This window comes from Microcoleus sp. S13_B4 (assembly GCF_036700885.1).
Lineage (GTDB): Bacteria > Cyanobacteriota > Cyanobacteriia > Cyanobacteriales > Microcoleaceae > Microcoleus.
On sequence record NZ_JAUBPU010000009.1, the window covers coordinates 1 to 15,799 of the forward strand.

Annotated in this window: 12 protein-coding genes; 9 read left to right on the forward strand and 3 right to left on the reverse strand. The window is 46.2% G+C overall.

Annotated features, from left to right (window positions below; translation table 11 throughout):
- Positions 1-1,719 (forward strand): calcium-binding protein (locus tag QT994_RS07685; protein ID WP_333173129.1); only part of this gene is annotated, 1,719 nt, incomplete at its 5' end.
- 313 nt (positions 1,720-2,032) lie between these two features.
- On the opposite strand, the gene QT994_RS07690 is transcribed toward QT994_RS07685, so the two are convergent.
- Entirely contained in the window at positions 2,033-3,649 is a 1,617-nt protein-coding gene (locus QT994_RS07690) for a Ppx/GppA phosphatase family protein (protein ID WP_333173131.1), read from the reverse strand.
- A 212-nt stretch (positions 3,650-3,861) separates the two neighbouring features.
- On the opposite strand from QT994_RS07690, the gene QT994_RS07695 reads away from it, so the two are divergent.
- From QT994_RS07695 to QT994_RS07705, 3 genes are all read left to right on the forward strand, one after another.
- Positions 3,862-4,746 (forward strand): 4-hydroxybenzoate solanesyltransferase, encoded by an 885-nt coding sequence (locus QT994_RS07695; protein WP_333173133.1) that lies wholly within the window; start codon positions 3,862-3,864, stop codon positions 4,744-4,746.
- A gap of 469 nt (positions 4,747-5,215) precedes the next feature.
- Complete coding sequence (locus QT994_RS07700; RefSeq protein ID WP_333043905.1) at positions 5,216-5,713, forward strand: TIGR00725 family protein; 498 nt, start codon at positions 5,216-5,218, stop codon at positions 5,711-5,713.
- Positions 5,714-5,721: 8 nt separating this feature from the next.
- Positions 5,722-6,243, forward strand: a complete 522-nt coding sequence (locus tag QT994_RS07705; protein ID WP_333173135.1) for a hypothetical protein — start codon at positions 5,722-5,724, stop codon at positions 6,241-6,243.
- Between the two features lie 702 nt (positions 6,244-6,945).
- On the opposite strand, the gene QT994_RS07710 is transcribed toward QT994_RS07705, so the two are convergent.
- A complete protein-coding gene (locus QT994_RS07710) occupies positions 6,946-7,638 on the reverse strand; it encodes a response regulator transcription factor (RefSeq protein WP_333043902.1) in 693 nt (230 codons plus the stop codon).
- Positions 7,635-8,732 (reverse strand): HAMP domain-containing sensor histidine kinase, encoded by a 1,098-nt coding sequence (locus QT994_RS07715; RefSeq protein ID WP_333043900.1) that lies wholly within the window; start codon positions 8,730-8,732, stop codon positions 7,635-7,637. The genes QT994_RS07710 and QT994_RS07715 overlap by 4 nt, the downstream gene beginning before the upstream one ends.
- Before the next feature lie 612 nt (positions 8,733-9,344).
- Between QT994_RS07715 and kdpA the strand changes: the two genes are divergently transcribed.
- The 5 genes from kdpA to QT994_RS07740 all read left to right on the forward strand — a co-directional run bounded on the left by kdpA (position 9,345) and on the right by QT994_RS07740 (position 15,691).
- Positions 9,345-11,105 carry a potassium-transporting ATPase subunit KdpA gene (gene kdpA, locus QT994_RS07720; protein ID WP_333173137.1) on the forward strand — a complete coding sequence of 587 codons (1,761 nt, stop codon included), beginning with the start codon at positions 9,345-9,347 and terminating at the stop codon, positions 11,103-11,105.
- A gap of 79 nt (positions 11,106-11,184) precedes the next feature.
- A complete protein-coding gene (gene kdpB / locus QT994_RS07725) occupies positions 11,185-13,287 on the forward strand; it encodes a potassium-transporting ATPase subunit KdpB (RefSeq protein ID WP_333043896.1) in 2,103 nt (700 codons plus the stop codon).
- A 130-nt stretch (positions 13,288-13,417) separates the two neighbouring features.
- A complete protein-coding gene (gene kdpF / locus QT994_RS07730; RefSeq protein ID WP_333043894.1) occupies positions 13,418-13,687 on the forward strand; it encodes a K(+)-transporting ATPase subunit F in 270 nt (89 codons plus the stop codon).
- 148 nt (positions 13,688-13,835) lie between these two features.
- On the forward strand, positions 13,836-14,465 hold the full coding sequence (gene kdpC / locus QT994_RS07735; RefSeq protein WP_333173140.1) for a K(+)-transporting ATPase subunit C: 630 nt from the start codon (positions 13,836-13,838) through the stop codon (positions 14,463-14,465).
- 74 nt (positions 14,466-14,539) lie between these two features.
- Positions 14,540-15,691 carry a sensor histidine kinase KdpD gene (locus QT994_RS07740; RefSeq protein WP_333173143.1) on the forward strand — a complete coding sequence of 384 codons (1,152 nt, stop codon included), beginning with the start codon at positions 14,540-14,542 and terminating at the stop codon, positions 15,689-15,691.
- Positions 15,692-15,799: the final 108 nt, after the last annotated feature.

The window sequence follows — 15,799 nt, forward strand, 5'->3', positions numbered from 1 at the left end:
CCAACTCCCACGGGAACTCCAACTCCAACCGGAACTCCGACTCCCACGGGAACTCCGACTCCCACCGGAACTCCGACTCCCACCGGAACTCCGACTCCCACCGGAACTCCGACTCCCACCGGAACTCCGACTCCCACGGAAACTCCGACTCCCACGGAAACTCCAACTCCCACGGAAACTCCGACTCCCACGGAAACTCCGACTCCCACCGGAACTCCAACTCCCACCGGAACTCCAACTCCCACGGGAACTCCAACTCCCACGGGAACTCCGACCCCAACCGGAACTCCGACTCCGACTCCCACGGGAACTCCAACTCCAACCGGAACTCCGACTCCCACGGGAACTCCAACTCCCACGGGAACTCCAACTCCAACCGGAACTCCGACTCCCACGGGAACTCCGACTCCCACCGGAACTCCGACCCCAACCGGAACTCCGACTCCAACCGGAACTCCGACTCCAACCGGAACTCCGACTCCGACTCCCACGGGGACTCCGACTCCCACGGGGACTCCGACTCCAACTCCCACGGGAACTCCGACTCCCACGGGAACTCCGACTCCTACGGGAACTCCAACGCCAACGGAAATTCCGACTCCAACTCCCACGGGAACTCCGACTCCCACGGGAACTCCAGACGATCGCGATTGCATTTGCGAACAGATTACCCTACCCGCGATCGGTTCGATTCCAGGCCCGAATTCAGTTGATCGCACTTTCAATGGCACTGACGGCAGCGACTTCCTCACCGGCGGCAATCTCAACGACGTTATCAGCGGTTTAAACGGCGACGACATTCTTCTGGGCGAAAGGGGCAACGACAATATTTATGGAGGACGGCCCAGCAATATCCCCCTTGGCCCGAATGCAGACAGAGACCTGCTATTTGGTGGCGGTGGCAATGATTACCTCAACGGTCAGGCCGGCGACGAGCTCATTTTTGGGGGTAAGGGCGATGATGTGGCGATCGGCGGCAAAGACGATGACTTGATTTGGGGTGACAAAGGCAATGACACTCTGGTTGGGGATCAGGGTAACGACTGCTTGTTTGGAGGCAGTTTTGACCCGTTTAGCCCTGACTCGAATGGACGCGATTTGCTGTTTGGCGCTGCTGGCAGCGACTTCTTGAATGGGGGAGATGCTGCGGATACTCTAAGCGGCGGCGAGGGCAATGATACGGTTTATGGCGGCAAGGGCAATGACGTTGTGGTGGGGGGTACTGGCAATGATCGGCTGTGGGGCGATCGCGGCAGTGATAGCATTTGTGGCGACGACGGCGACGATACTATTTTAGGAGACAGTGCGATCGACTTTAACGGCGAGCCTGATTCCCTGTGCGGTGGTGCGGGCAATGATTTGATGTTTGGCAACGGCGGTAGTGACAAGCTATGCGGCGAGGAGGGTAATGATACTCTCTACGGCGGCAAAGGTGACGATTGTCTGATTGGGGGTTTGGGCAATGATATTCTCAGCGGCGGAATGGGGCGCGATCGCTTTGTTTTAACGCCAGGTGAAAGCAGCGATCAAATTACTGATTTCACAAAAGGTGAAGATTTGTTGGTGTTAGCAGGGGGTCTAACTTTTGCTCAACTTAGTATTACCCAAAATGCTAATGCAGCTTTCATCAGGATTGGTCAGAACGGTCAATTGTTGGCTGCTTTAAAGGGAGTGCAAGCTAGTGCGATCGATCTGAATGATTTTACCATCTTCGGGTAAGCATTACATCATTAGCCCTGTCTAGCGTGAATGCCGAGCCTGGTATATAAGTCGATCAAACGCTTGCAATCTTTTAGTTTTTATGTGTAGCCTGCCCTCAAGCAGCGTATTGGGGCGATCGACCTACTTTACCTGATCCTAGCGGCAGGCGATCGGCAATAAACCTAGTTTACTGCCGATCGCCTGTTAAAAGAAAAAGATTTAAGCATCGCAGCCTGCGAGATTTTAAAGGTTTGAGGGTATTCTTCACTACCTTGACTCTCTCTGATACTACGCACCCTAAAGTTTCTCGTTTCCAGGCTCTGCGTCCTCTTTAAACTGGAACCAGAGTCGGTTCCAAAGTTGCCACTAATTTGAGATTGTACTCATCTTCAAAAGACGGCTTTTTATAATCCAAACTCCAGAGTTCCAGAGCGCAATCGTCTTCGGGATTCATCGGTTGCAGCCGCAAGTGAAACTCTCGAACTTCCGGGCGGTGTTCGCACTTAAAATCCGAAATTGCGCCAATCTGCCGCCTGTCCAAAGCCACAGCCAACCGCAGAAAAGGATGCAACTTACTCACTACTTCTCGGTAATTTTTAGGAAGAACGATAAAATTTTCGTGCTTCTTTTTCGGAGGATTCTTCCGGTGATAGCGAGCTAAATTAGCAATGACTTCAATCTCTGTTTCAGAGTATCCCAATAACTCACCATTACGAATTAAATAGTAAGAATGCTTGTGGTGCGCCGAATGACTGACGTACAAACCGCAGTTGTGCAAAATCGCGGCCGCCCACAGCAACTCGCGTTCTTCGGCTCCCCAATTGTGCAGAATTCCTTGAGTTTGGTCAAAGAAATTGAGCGCAAATGCTGCGGTTCTTTCGCTTTGTTCTAAATTGACTTGATATTTGTCCGCCATGTGCAGAATGCTGCGCTGGCGGATTGAACTTTGATAGCGCAAGCGGTTTTCAATTAAACCGTGGGCCAGCATCCAGTCAACAATTACGCCTTCTCTCAGAGAGCGATCGCAAACAGTCAGCGATTCCATTCCTAATAGTATCATAGCTTCCTGCAAAATCAAAGCGCCGGCCAGAATAATTTCCGCCCGCTTGTCCGACATTCCTGGAATTGCCAACCTTTCCGAGTAAGAAAGTTTGCGAAAGCGATTGACTAAATCGCGCAAATCTTTTAAACCTAACTGATATCCAGCCAGCGGACTCGGAACAGTTCCGAACTTTTCGCGAGCGTTAATAGCAGCCAGAGTTTCGATGGTTCCAGCAGTGCCAATCAATCGCAAAGGTTCGCCATCATGGAATTGAGATCGCAATTCCTCGATCGGTCTTTCCAGCGAAATCCGAATATAAGCTTGCAAATAAGCAAACTCCTCCCTACTAATCGGGTCACTTTTGACAAATTGTCCTGTTAAGCGAACAGCACCAATTTTTGTACTGGTGAGACAGCGAGGCTCAGAACTGTCTCCTAAAATCAACTCCGTAGAACCGCCTCCAATATCAATAATCACCTGAGACTGATTGTTAAACTCCATACCGGAAAGAACGCCCAGATAAATTCTCCGCGCTTCTTCTTGACCGGAAATTAAACTAACATTCAGGTCTAATTCTTCAGCAACTTGTTTGAGAAAATCCCGCCCGTTAGGGGCTTCTCGAACTGCACTCGTAGCAACAGCGATAATCTGTTCAGCATTGAAAGTTTTAGCAATATCTTGAAAACGCCGCAGAGTGGCAAGAGCCCTTTCCATAACCTCTGACTTTAAGCACCCTGTCTTAGCCTCGCAATCGCCCAACCTAACAGTATCTTTTTCTCTAGCAATAATCGTAAACGCGGGCAATTTCGGATCGATGCGCGCCACCACCATGTGAAACGAGTTAGTACCCATATCAATAGCAGCAATAATGCGATTTGACTCCGCAGAAGCAAGTGAATTAACCATTGGAGTGTATCGGGGTTGACAGATATTTATGATTATTTCACGAATCCAGTTAGGCATTCTATTAAATTAGCAAAAATCGGGAAATGCTGACAGGCTAAGACTTTCACCTGTTTGCAATTCTGGCAGAAGTGCGATCGGCAGCAGAGATAGTAAGTGATTGTGCCTAAAATTTGATAAAATTTAGAGTTAAAAATCTCCAATCTACAATCGAAATGCTTACAGAGTCCGATCGCCAACCCGAATCCACATTGCTAACCGTCGTGAGGCTTTTGAGATGGGACAAACCAGCAGGAAGGCTCATTTTAATGATTCCAGCCCTCTGGGCCGTCTTTTTAGCAGCAGACGGGAGGCCGCCAACAGCATTGGTGGGTGTGATTGTATTGGGTACCTTAGCCACAAGTGCGGCTGGATGTGTCATCAACGACTTGTGGGATCGCGATATCGATCCCGAAGTAGAAAGAACGCGCTCGCGCCCCCTAGCATCCCGCGCCCTCACCGTGCAAACTGGAATAGGAGTTGCCTTAATTTCCTTTGCTTGCGCGGCGATTCTCGCTTTTTATCTCAATCCTTTAAGTTTCTGGCTGTGTGTCGCTGCCGTACCAGTAATTATCTGCTATCCCCTAGCAAAAAGATTCTTTCCCGTGCCACAATTAGTGTTATCAATTGCCTGGGGTTTTGCAGTTTTAATTAGTTGGAGCGCCGCCGTTGACGAATTAGAATTAGCGACTTGGCTGCTGTGGGGTGCAGTCGTGTTTTGGACGATGGGATTTGATACAGTTTATGCGATGAGCGATCGGGAAGACGATTTGCGTTTGGGCGTGAATTCCAGCGCGATATTTTTTGGGAATAATGCTGCTAATGCTGTGGGTTTTTTCTTTGTTGGTACTGTCGGTTTGTTAGCAGCAATGGGAATTAATCTGCACTTGCACATGGGTTTTTGGATGGCAATTAGTGCGGCGGCGATTTTGTGGTTTTTGCAATACAGTCAACTGCGAAATGCGGATCTTCCTAAGCTTGTTTACGGCAAAATCTTTCGCCAAAATGTTTGGGTGGGGTTTGTTATATTGGCGGGGATGATTGTTGGGGAGATTTTTTAGTTTTTTGTAGGGCTTTTCCTGCAGGGAACGCGTGTGAAAGTTGAATGATTGAATTTTGACACAAGAGGTTCACATCGATTTAAGCCTTAAAGCCTTTGTCTCTGTGCTTTGTATCCAAGTCTACAACCCCTGCACGATCCTGAAAAAGGGGAACGGGCGATCGCTTATTCCCCCTTTCTCAGCAGTATTATACATAAATGTGCTTAGTTAAATATACTTAGTTATCAATCCAATTAAATTAAAATTTTTACATAAATTAATGAGGCGCAGACTTCTAAAAAATGATATATTTTATTGTTACACAAAATTCGACTCAATTATACTAAATGTTGGTGGATAAAAATAAATAAAAAACGATTGTGACAGGTGAGGCTGCGGCATCTGGCTAAGAAAGAGTGAGTGCCCTTTTTCGCCCAGATTCAGAAGGGTTCTCTATCTTTCAAGAATGCGATATATTCATCCCAAAACTATGAAAAAAATCATCATTGGCATCATGGGGCCGGGCGACAGTGCCACATCAACCGACTTAGAAAACGCCTATCAACTCGGACAACTCATCGCCGAAGCAGGATGGATATTGCTAACTGGCGGTAGAAATGTCGGCGTCATGGATGCCGCCAACAAAGGAGCAAAATCAGCTAACGGTTTAACAGTGGGCATACTTCCGGGGAATGACACTCGCGGCATTTCTGAAGCTGTAGATATTGCCATTGTCACCGATATGGGAAACGCCAGAAATAACATTAACATTCTTTCTTCAGATGTAATAATTGCCTGCGGAATGGGGACGGGTACAGCTTCGGAAATTGCCCTCGCCCTCAAAGCTAACAAACAAGTTATATTGTTAAATCACAGCGCCGAAAGTCAACTTTTTTTTAAAGGTTTAGCACAATTTAACATCTTTGTGGTAAACAATGCTGTAGAGGCTATGAATCAAGCTCGCGAAATCCTAGTAAATTCAAGATGAAACCCAAGATGAGAGTAAGCAAATTCAACTTTTGTGCGATCGGCATTTTCCTGACTTTGGGGATTTTCGTCACTACCAAAGCAGACGGAGGAATTGCACAGTTCACTTTCAGCAAGAAATCCACTCCAAAATTAGCACAAACCCTTCCACCTGCTCCCCCTTCCGCACAGCCTGTTACTGAACAAGAAGCGCCACTTATTCGCAGCGAATCCGTGCCGGATCAAATAGCTTTAGCAACCCATTTGCAGACCATCAAAGCTAGAATGTACGGGGCTTACTGGTGTCCTCACTGTCACACACAACAAGAACTTTTCGGCAAAGAAGCATTTACCGCCATTACTTACATTGAGTGCGATCCCAGAGGCAAAAATGCTCAACCAGATTTGTGCAAAGCTGCTAATATTAAAGCTTATCCCACTTGGGAAATTCGGGGTAAATATTACACGGGCCGGCAATCTTTGGAGAAACTGGCTATTTTATCCGGTTATAAAGGTAGTAGCAATTTTCTGCCACCAGTTCCCTCTCCTTAAAAATATCTTAATTAGTTCGCACTCGCGCACTAAGAAACCAAGTTTTGGAACTGATATTGAGGGTTTTCAGCCATTATAGGACTAAGGCCAACTGTCACGACTAGGGGTTAAATTTTAGGCGGAACTTCCCCTGCAAATATATTTACATAGGCTCAAAATCCTTTCAGCACAAAGGTTTCAATTGTTGAGTGAATAATTTTGTACCCATGTAGATGATTGATATCTGTTTGTGTTCGGCAATTATATTGCATCTACAACAATTGAGCGTGATCGCCTGCGTCAGCTATTACTTATTAATGGGTACAAATTTTTAGCTCAACAGTTGAATTCTTTGTTAAGTGAGAGTTTGAGGACTATTAGTACATTTGTATGGGGGAAGTCCAGTTTAATCAATTGAAGAGCTAGAGTATTTATTGCAGATCCTCTTAAAGGAATGACAATTAATAATTAAATGGGGGCGACAATTTAAAAACCAGGGTAATACTTGTATCACCGTTTAAATGTGCAAAAGCTTAAGTTCTACATATGCTCAAAAAGATAAATCTGATGATGGCCTAAGTGAAGGAAAAATTAGGTATATAAAAATTACAATAGTTCATTATTTTTGTTTTAATTAATCTTTTGCCTGGAATTACCAAATTGACAAAACTCATATTTTTTAGGTAGAGAGCGAACTTTTGAATCATTATAAACGGCCCCCACTTAAGATTGACTGCCTAACAGTTCTTCTGCTACCAATCCTTTCTGAATGGCGAGTACAGCAGCTTGAGTGCGATCGCGCACTTCTAACTTTTGCAAAATCGCGTGTACGTGAACTCGCACTGTACCAGGAGCAATGTACAATATTTGAGCAATTTCCTGATTGCTTTTGCCCCCCGCAACTAAAGCTAAGATTTCCTGTTCCCGCTTCGTCAGGGGATTGTCTAAAACTTCGGATTTTGAGCCACCTTTGACAGGTTCAGGATTAGCAAAAACCGCCCGAATTTCCGCAGTTGCCGCCTGATCCCACCACGAAGCACCCGCCGCTACCGATCGAATTGCCAAAACCAAGGTTTCCGCCGCAATTCCCTTGAGGCAATATCCCTGAGCCCCCGCTGAAATTAACCTTTCAATTAACGATTTTTGGGCGTGAGATGTTAAAATTAAAACCGGAATTGCTGGATGCCGCTGTTTAATTTGGTGGCAAGCTTCTATGCCACCAATTCCCGGCAAACCGACATCGAGAACTACCACATCCGGCAAGTGTTCCTGAGTCAATTCAACCGCCGTTTCCCCATCTTCCGCCTCGGCAATTATTTGCAAGCAATTTTCTTGCTGCAATCGGGTTTGCAGTCCCAACCGAAATAGTTCGTCGTCTTCAACTAGAAGAATTCGCAATGGATAGGCTGGTTTCATTTCTCTGGGATGGCAGGTAGTCTAAATCCAAATAAAGCGCCTAAAGGCAATTTATTTTCTGCCCAAATTATACCGCCGTGGGCGTCAATAATTTGGCGAGATAAGTATAATCCCAACCCCGATCCTTTGGCTTGCCGATCGCTGTGTCCTTGATAAAAACGCTCGAACAACTGGGGCAATTCATCTGCTGTAATTCCCAACCCGCTATCGATAACTTTCACCACCTGATAACTCGAATAAGATTCCATAACAATTTCTACTTTGCCGCCGCGAGGAGAATGATTGATTCCGTTTGTTAACAAATTAACAAAAACGCGCTGGAGTTGCACCGCATCGCCGTTTACCCACAAAGAGCGGCGGAAATCGGACTCTCCGTAACTCATATTAATGTAAACCCGGCGCGCCGCTGATAAATGGATGAGTGTTGCAATTACTTCTTCTGCCAAAGCTACTAAATTTACGGGAGCAAGTTGCAGTTTTAAACCTTCGGCATCGTTGCGGTAAACATCCAGCAGCGTTTCTACTAATTGTAGAGACATTTTGTGCGATCGCGCCATTGTTTCGAGAACTTTTTGCTGACTGGCGGTGACATTCCCAAATTTTGCCTGCTGGAAAGCTTTAATTGTTTCGATCGCCCCCAGCATCGGCGTTTTTAAGTCGTGACTCAAAGTAGAGACAAAATCTTCTCGGATGCTAGCTAGCTGCTGCTGCGACTGCAATTGAGCTTTTGTTTGCGCGATCGCCTCTTCGTACTGCTGGTTGCGATCGCTCAAATATCCCGTCACCCCTAAAGCCAGGACTGCGATCGATCTATTTGCGACAGTGGCTAGGGCGATCGCTTCTCCAGGAGGAACAAACAAATTTAACAGCGTCAAAGCTGCCGATAGCAGCGTAATTTGCAACTTACCCAACCGACTCAATCGCGAATTTGCCAGTAAAATCGGCCCCGTGTACAAATACCCAAACAGATACTCCGACGGCGTAGTAAATTCTAGCGCTGCCACGATCGCAAATAAAGTAGCCAGCGACCACCTTCCCCGCACGTACTTCTCTTGAATTGCCAGGTTTTTTATTGTCAATAAGCTTTTCAACATCCTCAATTAATCCATTTTAAATTTTATATTTACACTCCACTCTCTGCCTTCTACCTTTCTTAAAACTCTCTTGTCTATTGTGGCGCAAAAAAATAGCATTTAGATAGCATCTATATCTGCAAATATAGATTCTGAACACTATCTAAACATTTGTATATTAGTAAATATATAGGACAAAGTAACATAACTTGTAAACACCAATTTATACCTCTCGACTGATTATCAAAAATAATAGCCTTAAGTATAGTAATTAGTAAGAGTCAACCGCATTTTGTGGCTAGTAGAATTCATATATGAGCTTTGCAGAACCACAACTTATCCAAGTTGCCATCCAATTTAACAGCACTTATTGCGGCATGGAATTAAGTGATATACAATTGCCCAGTAGCTGCCAGTGCTTGGGTTAGCAAGAAAAGGGCAAGTAATTCTAGCTAGCGAAAACCCGGTGATATACTACGGAGATTGTATCTTAGCAATAGCATTTAATTCGGCCATCGCTCCCGAACTATATGTTACCTTGAAAAAAACTCACCCGGTTTTGTGGACTTCTTTTAGAAGCCCTTTCCCCAGTAGTGAAGCGTATTTATCCAACCAGGAATTTTTGGCTCAATTATGCTGCAAGGATTAATTCAAATCGCATTAACGCTAATCATTTTAGTAGCGATATCGCCTTTGTTTGGTAAATACATGGCGCGGGTGTATATGGGAGAAAAAACCATCCTCGACCCCGCCATCAAACCTGTAGAACAACTTATCTATAAAGCCAGCAATATCCGTGTTGTTGATTCGATGACAGGTTGGCAGTATGCCCGATCGTTACTCTACAGCAATGTAGCAATGGGCATATTTGTTTTCCTAATTTTAATGCTTCAAGGAGTGCTGCCTTTAAATCCCACCAGTTTAAGCACACCAACCTGGGACACTGCGCTGCACACAACTATTTCATTCCTCACAAATACCGACCAACAGCATTACTCAGGCGAGACAACATTTACTTATCTATCCCAGTTAACTCTGGGATTTTTAATGTTTACCTCAGCCGCCACGGGTTTAGCAGTAGGCATTGCCTTTATTCGGGGATTGACTGGCCGCCCGCTGGGCAACTTTTACATCGATTTAATTCAATCAATCACCAGGATTCTGCTGCCCCTTTCTTTAATAATTGCCTTCCTTTTGCTAATTTCAGGAGTGCCGGAAACCCTAGCAGGTCCGGCAATTGCCCGCACCTTAGAAGGCGGCACGCAAGTAATTGCTCGCGGCCCAGTAGCTCACTTTGAAAGCATCAAACAACTAGGAGAAAATGGCGGCGGATTTTTTGCCATTAACTCGGCTCACCCTTTTGAAAATCCCAACCCTTTTACTAATCTGTTGGAAACACTAGCAATGGTTTCCATTCCAGCAGCTATGATTCACACCTACGGCAGATTTGCCAACAACAAAAAGCAGGGCTGGCTGATTTTTTGGATGGTGTTTGGCATCTACGTTATTTTGATTAGCATTGCAGCATTTGGCGAGTACGGTGGCAACCCTCAAATCAATAATTTACTGGGTGGGCAGCAGCCAAATTTAGAAGGCAAAGAAGTTAGATTTGGCTGGGCAGAAACTGCACTTTGGGCAGTGACTACGACTGGCACAATGTGCGGTGCTGTCAACGGGATGCACGATTCTTTAATGCCTCCCGGTGGTTTTGCTACTCTATTTAATTTGTTTCTGCAAATCGTTTGGGGCGGACAAGGAACGGGAACGGCTTACTTGTTTATTTACTCTATTTTGAGCGTTTTTCTCACCGGATTGATGGTGGGGAGAACGCCGGAATTTTTGGGACGCAAAATTGAAAAACGGGAAATTGTTTTAGCCAGCGTTGTTTTATTAATTCACCCGATCGCAGTTTTAATCCCCGGTGCCATTTCTCTCGCCTTTGCCGACAGTTTGAGCGGCATCAGCAACCCGGGATTTCACGGCATTTCTCAGGTGATGTACGAATACGCTTCGGCGGCGGCTAACAACGGTTCTGGTTTTGAAGGATTGGCAGACTCTCAACCCGCGCCGACAGGAATTTGGTGGAATTTAAGCACCTGTTTTAGTATGCTGTTGGGGCGCTACATTCCCATTATTGCCCTGCTGCTTTTAGCTGACAGCATGACGAACAAACAACTGGTTCCTGAAACAACGGGTACTCTCAGAACAGATTCAGTTTTGTTCACCAGCGTAACCGCAGGAGTAATCATCATTCTGGGCGCACTGACATTTTTCCCAGTTCTAGCTTTAGGGCCAATTGCCGAAGGATATGAAATTAGTAGCGGCAAGTTTGAACCTGCATCGATAACTGCACCCACAACACCTTTAGCAACACCAACTCCTCCACCTCGGTAGCAAAAATTTGTCAACCTCACTCTTTTCTTTCTCTGTGTTCTCTGTGTTCTCTGTGGTTAATTAAAAATCCCCAATCGATATGACCTCTTCCCCTACTCCAGATTCCCCAAAAAAACCTGCTAGAGGCTCTCGCGAGTCTCGCAAGCACACGCCGAAAGCAAATACTAAAGGTCTTTATCAAAGAGCTTTTAAAGAAGCTTTTGTGAAGTTAAACCCGCGGGTGATGCTGAAAAATCCGGTGATGTTTGTGGTGTGGGTTGGCACAATTGTGACTGCATTATTAACGATCGACCCTACGCTGTTCGGCCCGGTTCCCGGCGAAAATCAGAGCGTTTTCAACGGTTTAGTCACGTTTATTTTGTTCTTCACTTTGGTATTTGCTAATTTTGCCGAAGCGGTAGCAGAAGGACGCGGCAAAGCGCAAGCAGATGCGCTGCGATCGACCAAAGCCGACACAACAGCCCGCAAACTCCTACCAGACGGTTCAATTCAAGAAGTTAGTTCGACATCCCTGAGACGCGGCGACCAAATTAAAGTGATCGCAGGCGATGTCATTCCTTCCGACGGCGAAGTGATTGCAGGCGTTGCATCTGTAGACGAATCTGCGATCACCGGCGAATCCGCGCCAGTGCTCAAGGAACCGGGTTCGGACATCGCCAGTTCCGTTACCGGCGGGACGCGCATCCTCTCTGACGAATTGACGCTGCGGGTGATGGCCGACCCGGGTAAGGGGTTTTTGGACAGGATGATCGCGCTGGTAGAGGGCGCAGAACGATCGAAGACGCCGAACGAGATCGCGCTGACGGTGCTGCTGGCAGTGCTGACGCTGGTGTTTTTGATTGTGGTGTCAACGATTCCGCCCGTGGGAAATTACGTTAAAACCCCTGTGGGCGTGGTAACGCTGATTTCGCTGCTGGTGGCGCTGATCCCAACAACCATTGGAGGTTTGCTGAGCGCGATCGGGATTGCGGGAATGGATCGCGTCGCTCAGTTTAACGTGATAGCAACCTCTGGACGCGCCGTGGAGGCTTGCGGCGACGTGAATACGCTGATTTTGGACAAAACGGGGACGATCACGCTGGGGAACCGCTTGGCGGAGGAGTTTATTCCGGTCAACGGTCATTCACTGCAAGAAGTGGCGCAGGTAGCACTCACTGCGAGCGTGTTTGACGATACTCCAGAGGGAAAGTCGATCGTCCGTTTGGCTCAGAATTTGGGCGCACAGGTGGATTTCGATCGCCAAAACGCTCAAGGAGCCGAAGGAATTGATTTTTCGGCAAAAACCCGGATGTCTGGCACAGATTTGGCCAATGGTACGGAGGTTCGCAAGGGTGCGGTGGATGCGGTAAAGGGTTTTGTGCGATCGCGCGGCGGCAATTTCGGCCCCGATCTCGATGAAGCTTACGAGCGGGTTTCGCGCTTGGGAGGCACACCTTTAGGCGTTTGTCAAGGTGACGACACCTACGGCATTATCTATTTAAAAGATGTCATCAAACCGGGGATTCGCGATCGATTTGACCAACTGCGAAAAATGGGAATTCGCACCATCATGCTTACCGGAGATAACAGAATTACTGCCTCAGTAATTGCCGATGAAGCAGGCGTTGACGACTTCATTGCCGAAGCAACTCCCGAGGACAAAATCGACGTAATTCGGAAGCAACAAGCAGAAGGCAAATTAGTAGCAATGACCGGAGACGGAACCAACGACGCACCCGCACTAGCGCAAGCAAACGTAGGACTCGCGATGAATTCGGGAACCCAAGCAGCGAAAGAAGCTGCAAACATGGTGGACTTAGATTCCGACCCCACCAAACTAATTGATTTAGTTACAATTGGCAAACAATTGCTGATTACTCGCGGCGCGCTGACTACGTTTTCCCTAGCCAACGACATTGCCAAATATTTTGCAATTATTCCCGCAATATTTGCCCCCGTTGGCGCTTTAAACATCATGGGTTTAGCCAGCGGTCAGTCGGCGGTTTTGTCGGCATTAGTTTACAATGCTTTGATTATTCCCGCTTTGATTCCGCTAGCATTAACCGGGGTTAAATTTCGACCATTGAGTGCCAATCAACTGTTGCAGCGGAACATTTTAATCTACGGATTTGGCGGGGCAGTTGCGCCGTTTGTTGCCATCAAAATTATTGATGTTTTGATTACTGCCGTTGGGTTAGCATAGAGGTTCGGCAGCGAATCTTGTAACCGTTTAAACGGATTTAAGGGATACAATGGAGAGCGAAAAAAGGAAGGTTAATTAAAAGATAGTTGCTGCAGTTTTTAATCACTTTAAGGGACAAATAGGAGTAATCATGAAACGTAACGATTTGCTTAATGATATTTTGCCCAGGGATTTTCAAGAAACCGTTGAGTTAGCACAAATGCTTTGGCAGCGCCACCCAATACCAGTGCAGCTATTTCTGGCAATGTGTTTTAATTTAATAATTGCCCCGGCTGTTTATGCGGCTGCGGACGAAGGTTTGACTAAAAAAGCTGCGTGGGGTTTAAGTCTTTTGGGTTTGGTGATTGTCGGACTCGCAGTTTATTTGTTTGTCGTGATTTTTCAGCCGGAAAGATTTTAGGTCAATTATGTAAAGTGCGCCCATAAGCACCTTAGCTTATGGTTGATGTAGGTGCTTATGGGCCCACCTTACGATATAGGTAGCGTGTCAAAGGACTTTTTGCGTCCAGGGTTGTCATCAACAAACAATTAGTTAAGTGAGGTAATTTATGAGAGAATTAGTTCGAGCAATTCGCGTGACTTTAGTTTTGTGGGGAATCACCGCAATTATTTATCCCTTGATCATGCTAGTAATCGGCCAAATTGCCTTCAATTCGCAGGCAAACGGCAGCTTAATTCGCCCGCAGGGAGTTGTAGTCGGTTCCTCGTTAATAGGTCAACCTTTCACATCGGATAAATATTTTTGGAGCCGCCCCAGTACCACAAATTACAGCAGCTTCGCGACAGAAAATTACGATCCCACAAAGGGAGAAAATTTTAGTCAAAGAACAGGTGTTTCGGGAGCTAGCAACCTGGCTCCCAGCAACTCGGATTTGCTGAAGCGAGGTAATGAAAGAAATGGTTTCCAAGGGGTGCAAGTTGAATTAGACCGCCTCAACAAAGCTGGTATCAAACCGACTGCTGATTTAGTCTACACCTCTGGTTCTAGCCTCGATCCGCACATTAGCGTAGAGGCAGCTCGATCGCAAACTCAGCGGATAGCAACGGTGCGATCGCTCAATCTCAATCAAGTAGAAATGTTGGTATCCAAAAATACAGATGGCAGATTTCTCGGCATTTTCGGCGAACCGGGAGTTAACGTCCTCAAACTGAATTTGGCTCTCGACAGTTTACAATAGTTTACAACAGTCGGCAGTCATCGGTCATAAACTGACTGATGACTGGAGATTGACTAACTACCCACTACTCAGCTATGATTCACTCTAGCGAACTTACTAACAATCCAGACGCGGTTTACGCCCAACCGAACCGCACTTACGATCGCACCCCCCGCCGGGGAAAGCACAAAATATTTATCGGCATGGCCCCCGGTGTCGGCAAAACTTTCCGAATGCTGGAAGAAGGGCACAGGCTCAAATCTGAAGGCATTGATGTGGTAATTGGACTGTTAGAAACTCACGGGCGAAAAGAGACAGCAGCTAAAGGCGAGGGACTAGAAATAGTTCCCAAAAAACAAATGCTGCGGGGCGAAAAAATTCTCACCGAAATGGATACGGGTGCTGTTATAGAACGCCGTCCTCAATTAGCATTAATAGACGAACTGGCTCATACAAACATTCCGGGTTCTCTGCGAGAAAAACGATATCAAGATGTCGAAGAAGTTCTCAATGCTGGGATTGATGTTTTCTCCACCCTCAACATTCAACACATTGAAAGTCTCAACGATTTAGTAGCTCGAATTACCGGAGTTGTAGTGCGAGAGCGAGTGCCAGATCGCGTCCTCGAAGCTGCTGACGAAATAGTTGTTGTCGATGTCACGCCGGAAACTTTAGAAGAAAGGTTGCTAGAAGGCAAAATTTATGCTCCCGAAAAAATTGAACAATCTTTAGAAAACTTTTTCCAGCGCCGTCATTTAATTGCTTTGCGAGAACTCGCCCTGCGAGAAGTAGCAGACAATGTTGAAGACGACGCAGCAACTTTAAAAGGTCAATCTTGCAACATTCACGAACGAGTATTAGTGTGCCTCTCGACTTATCCCAATTCCTTGCAACTGCTGCGACGGGGTGGGAGAATTTCTAGCTACATGAATGCCCCATTTTACGCTCTTTTTGTCGATAATCCCGATCGGTTTTTAACAAAAGCCGAAAGCTTGCACGTTGAAACTTGCCAAAAGCTTTGTCAAGAATTTAACGGGCAATTTCTGCGGGTGGAGAGTCCGAACATAGCTAAAGCAATTTCCGATGTAGCTAAAGAGTATCGCATTACTCAAATTGTGATCGGCGAAAGCCAGCAATCCCGCTGGAAATTGCTACTGCGGGGTTCTTTGACTCAACAGTTAGTGCGATCGCTCAAACACGTAGATTTGCATATCATCGCTACCGAAAAAAGTGGTCTTTCTAATTAATTATTAGTCATTAGTCATTAGTCATTAGTCATTAGTTATTAGTCAGATGAATGCAATAAACAATTCTCAGCGATTGTAAGTCACGGAGTTTACTGGTTCCAAAGCCAA

Bases quoted from the DNA above. Each gene is read 5' to 3' on its own strand.
- QT994_RS07690 (WP_333173131.1), bottom strand. From the start codon at position 3,649: ATGGTTAATTCACTTGCTTCTGCGGAGTCAAATCGCATTATTGCTGCT.
- QT994_RS07695 (WP_333173133.1), top strand. From the start codon at position 3,862: ATGCTTACAGAGTCCGATCGCCAACCCGAATCCACATTGCTAACCGTC.
- QT994_RS07700 (WP_333043905.1), top strand. From the start codon at position 5,216: ATGAAAAAAATCATCATTGGCATCATGGGGCCGGGCGACAGTGCCACA.
- QT994_RS07705 (WP_333173135.1), top strand. From the start codon at position 5,722: ATGAGAGTAAGCAAATTCAACTTTTGTGCGATCGGCATTTTCCTGACT.
- QT994_RS07710 (WP_333043902.1), bottom strand. From the start codon at position 7,638: ATGAAACCAGCCTATCCATTGCGAATTCTTCTAGTTGAAGACGACGAA.
- QT994_RS07715 (WP_333043900.1), bottom strand. From the start codon at position 8,732: ATGTTGAAAAGCTTATTGACAATAAAAAACCTGGCAATTCAAGAGAAG.
- kdpA (WP_333173137.1), top strand. From the start codon at position 9,345: ATGCTGCAAGGATTAATTCAAATCGCATTAACGCTAATCATTTTAGTA.
- kdpB (WP_333043896.1), top strand. From the start codon at position 11,185: ATGACCTCTTCCCCTACTCCAGATTCCCCAAAAAAACCTGCTAGAGGC.
- kdpF (WP_333043894.1), top strand. From the start codon at position 13,418: ATGAAACGTAACGATTTGCTTAATGATATTTTGCCCAGGGATTTTCAA.
- kdpC (WP_333173140.1), top strand. From the start codon at position 13,836: ATGAGAGAATTAGTTCGAGCAATTCGCGTGACTTTAGTTTTGTGGGGA.
- QT994_RS07740 (WP_333173143.1), top strand. From the start codon at position 14,540: ATGATTCACTCTAGCGAACTTACTAACAATCCAGACGCGGTTTACGCC.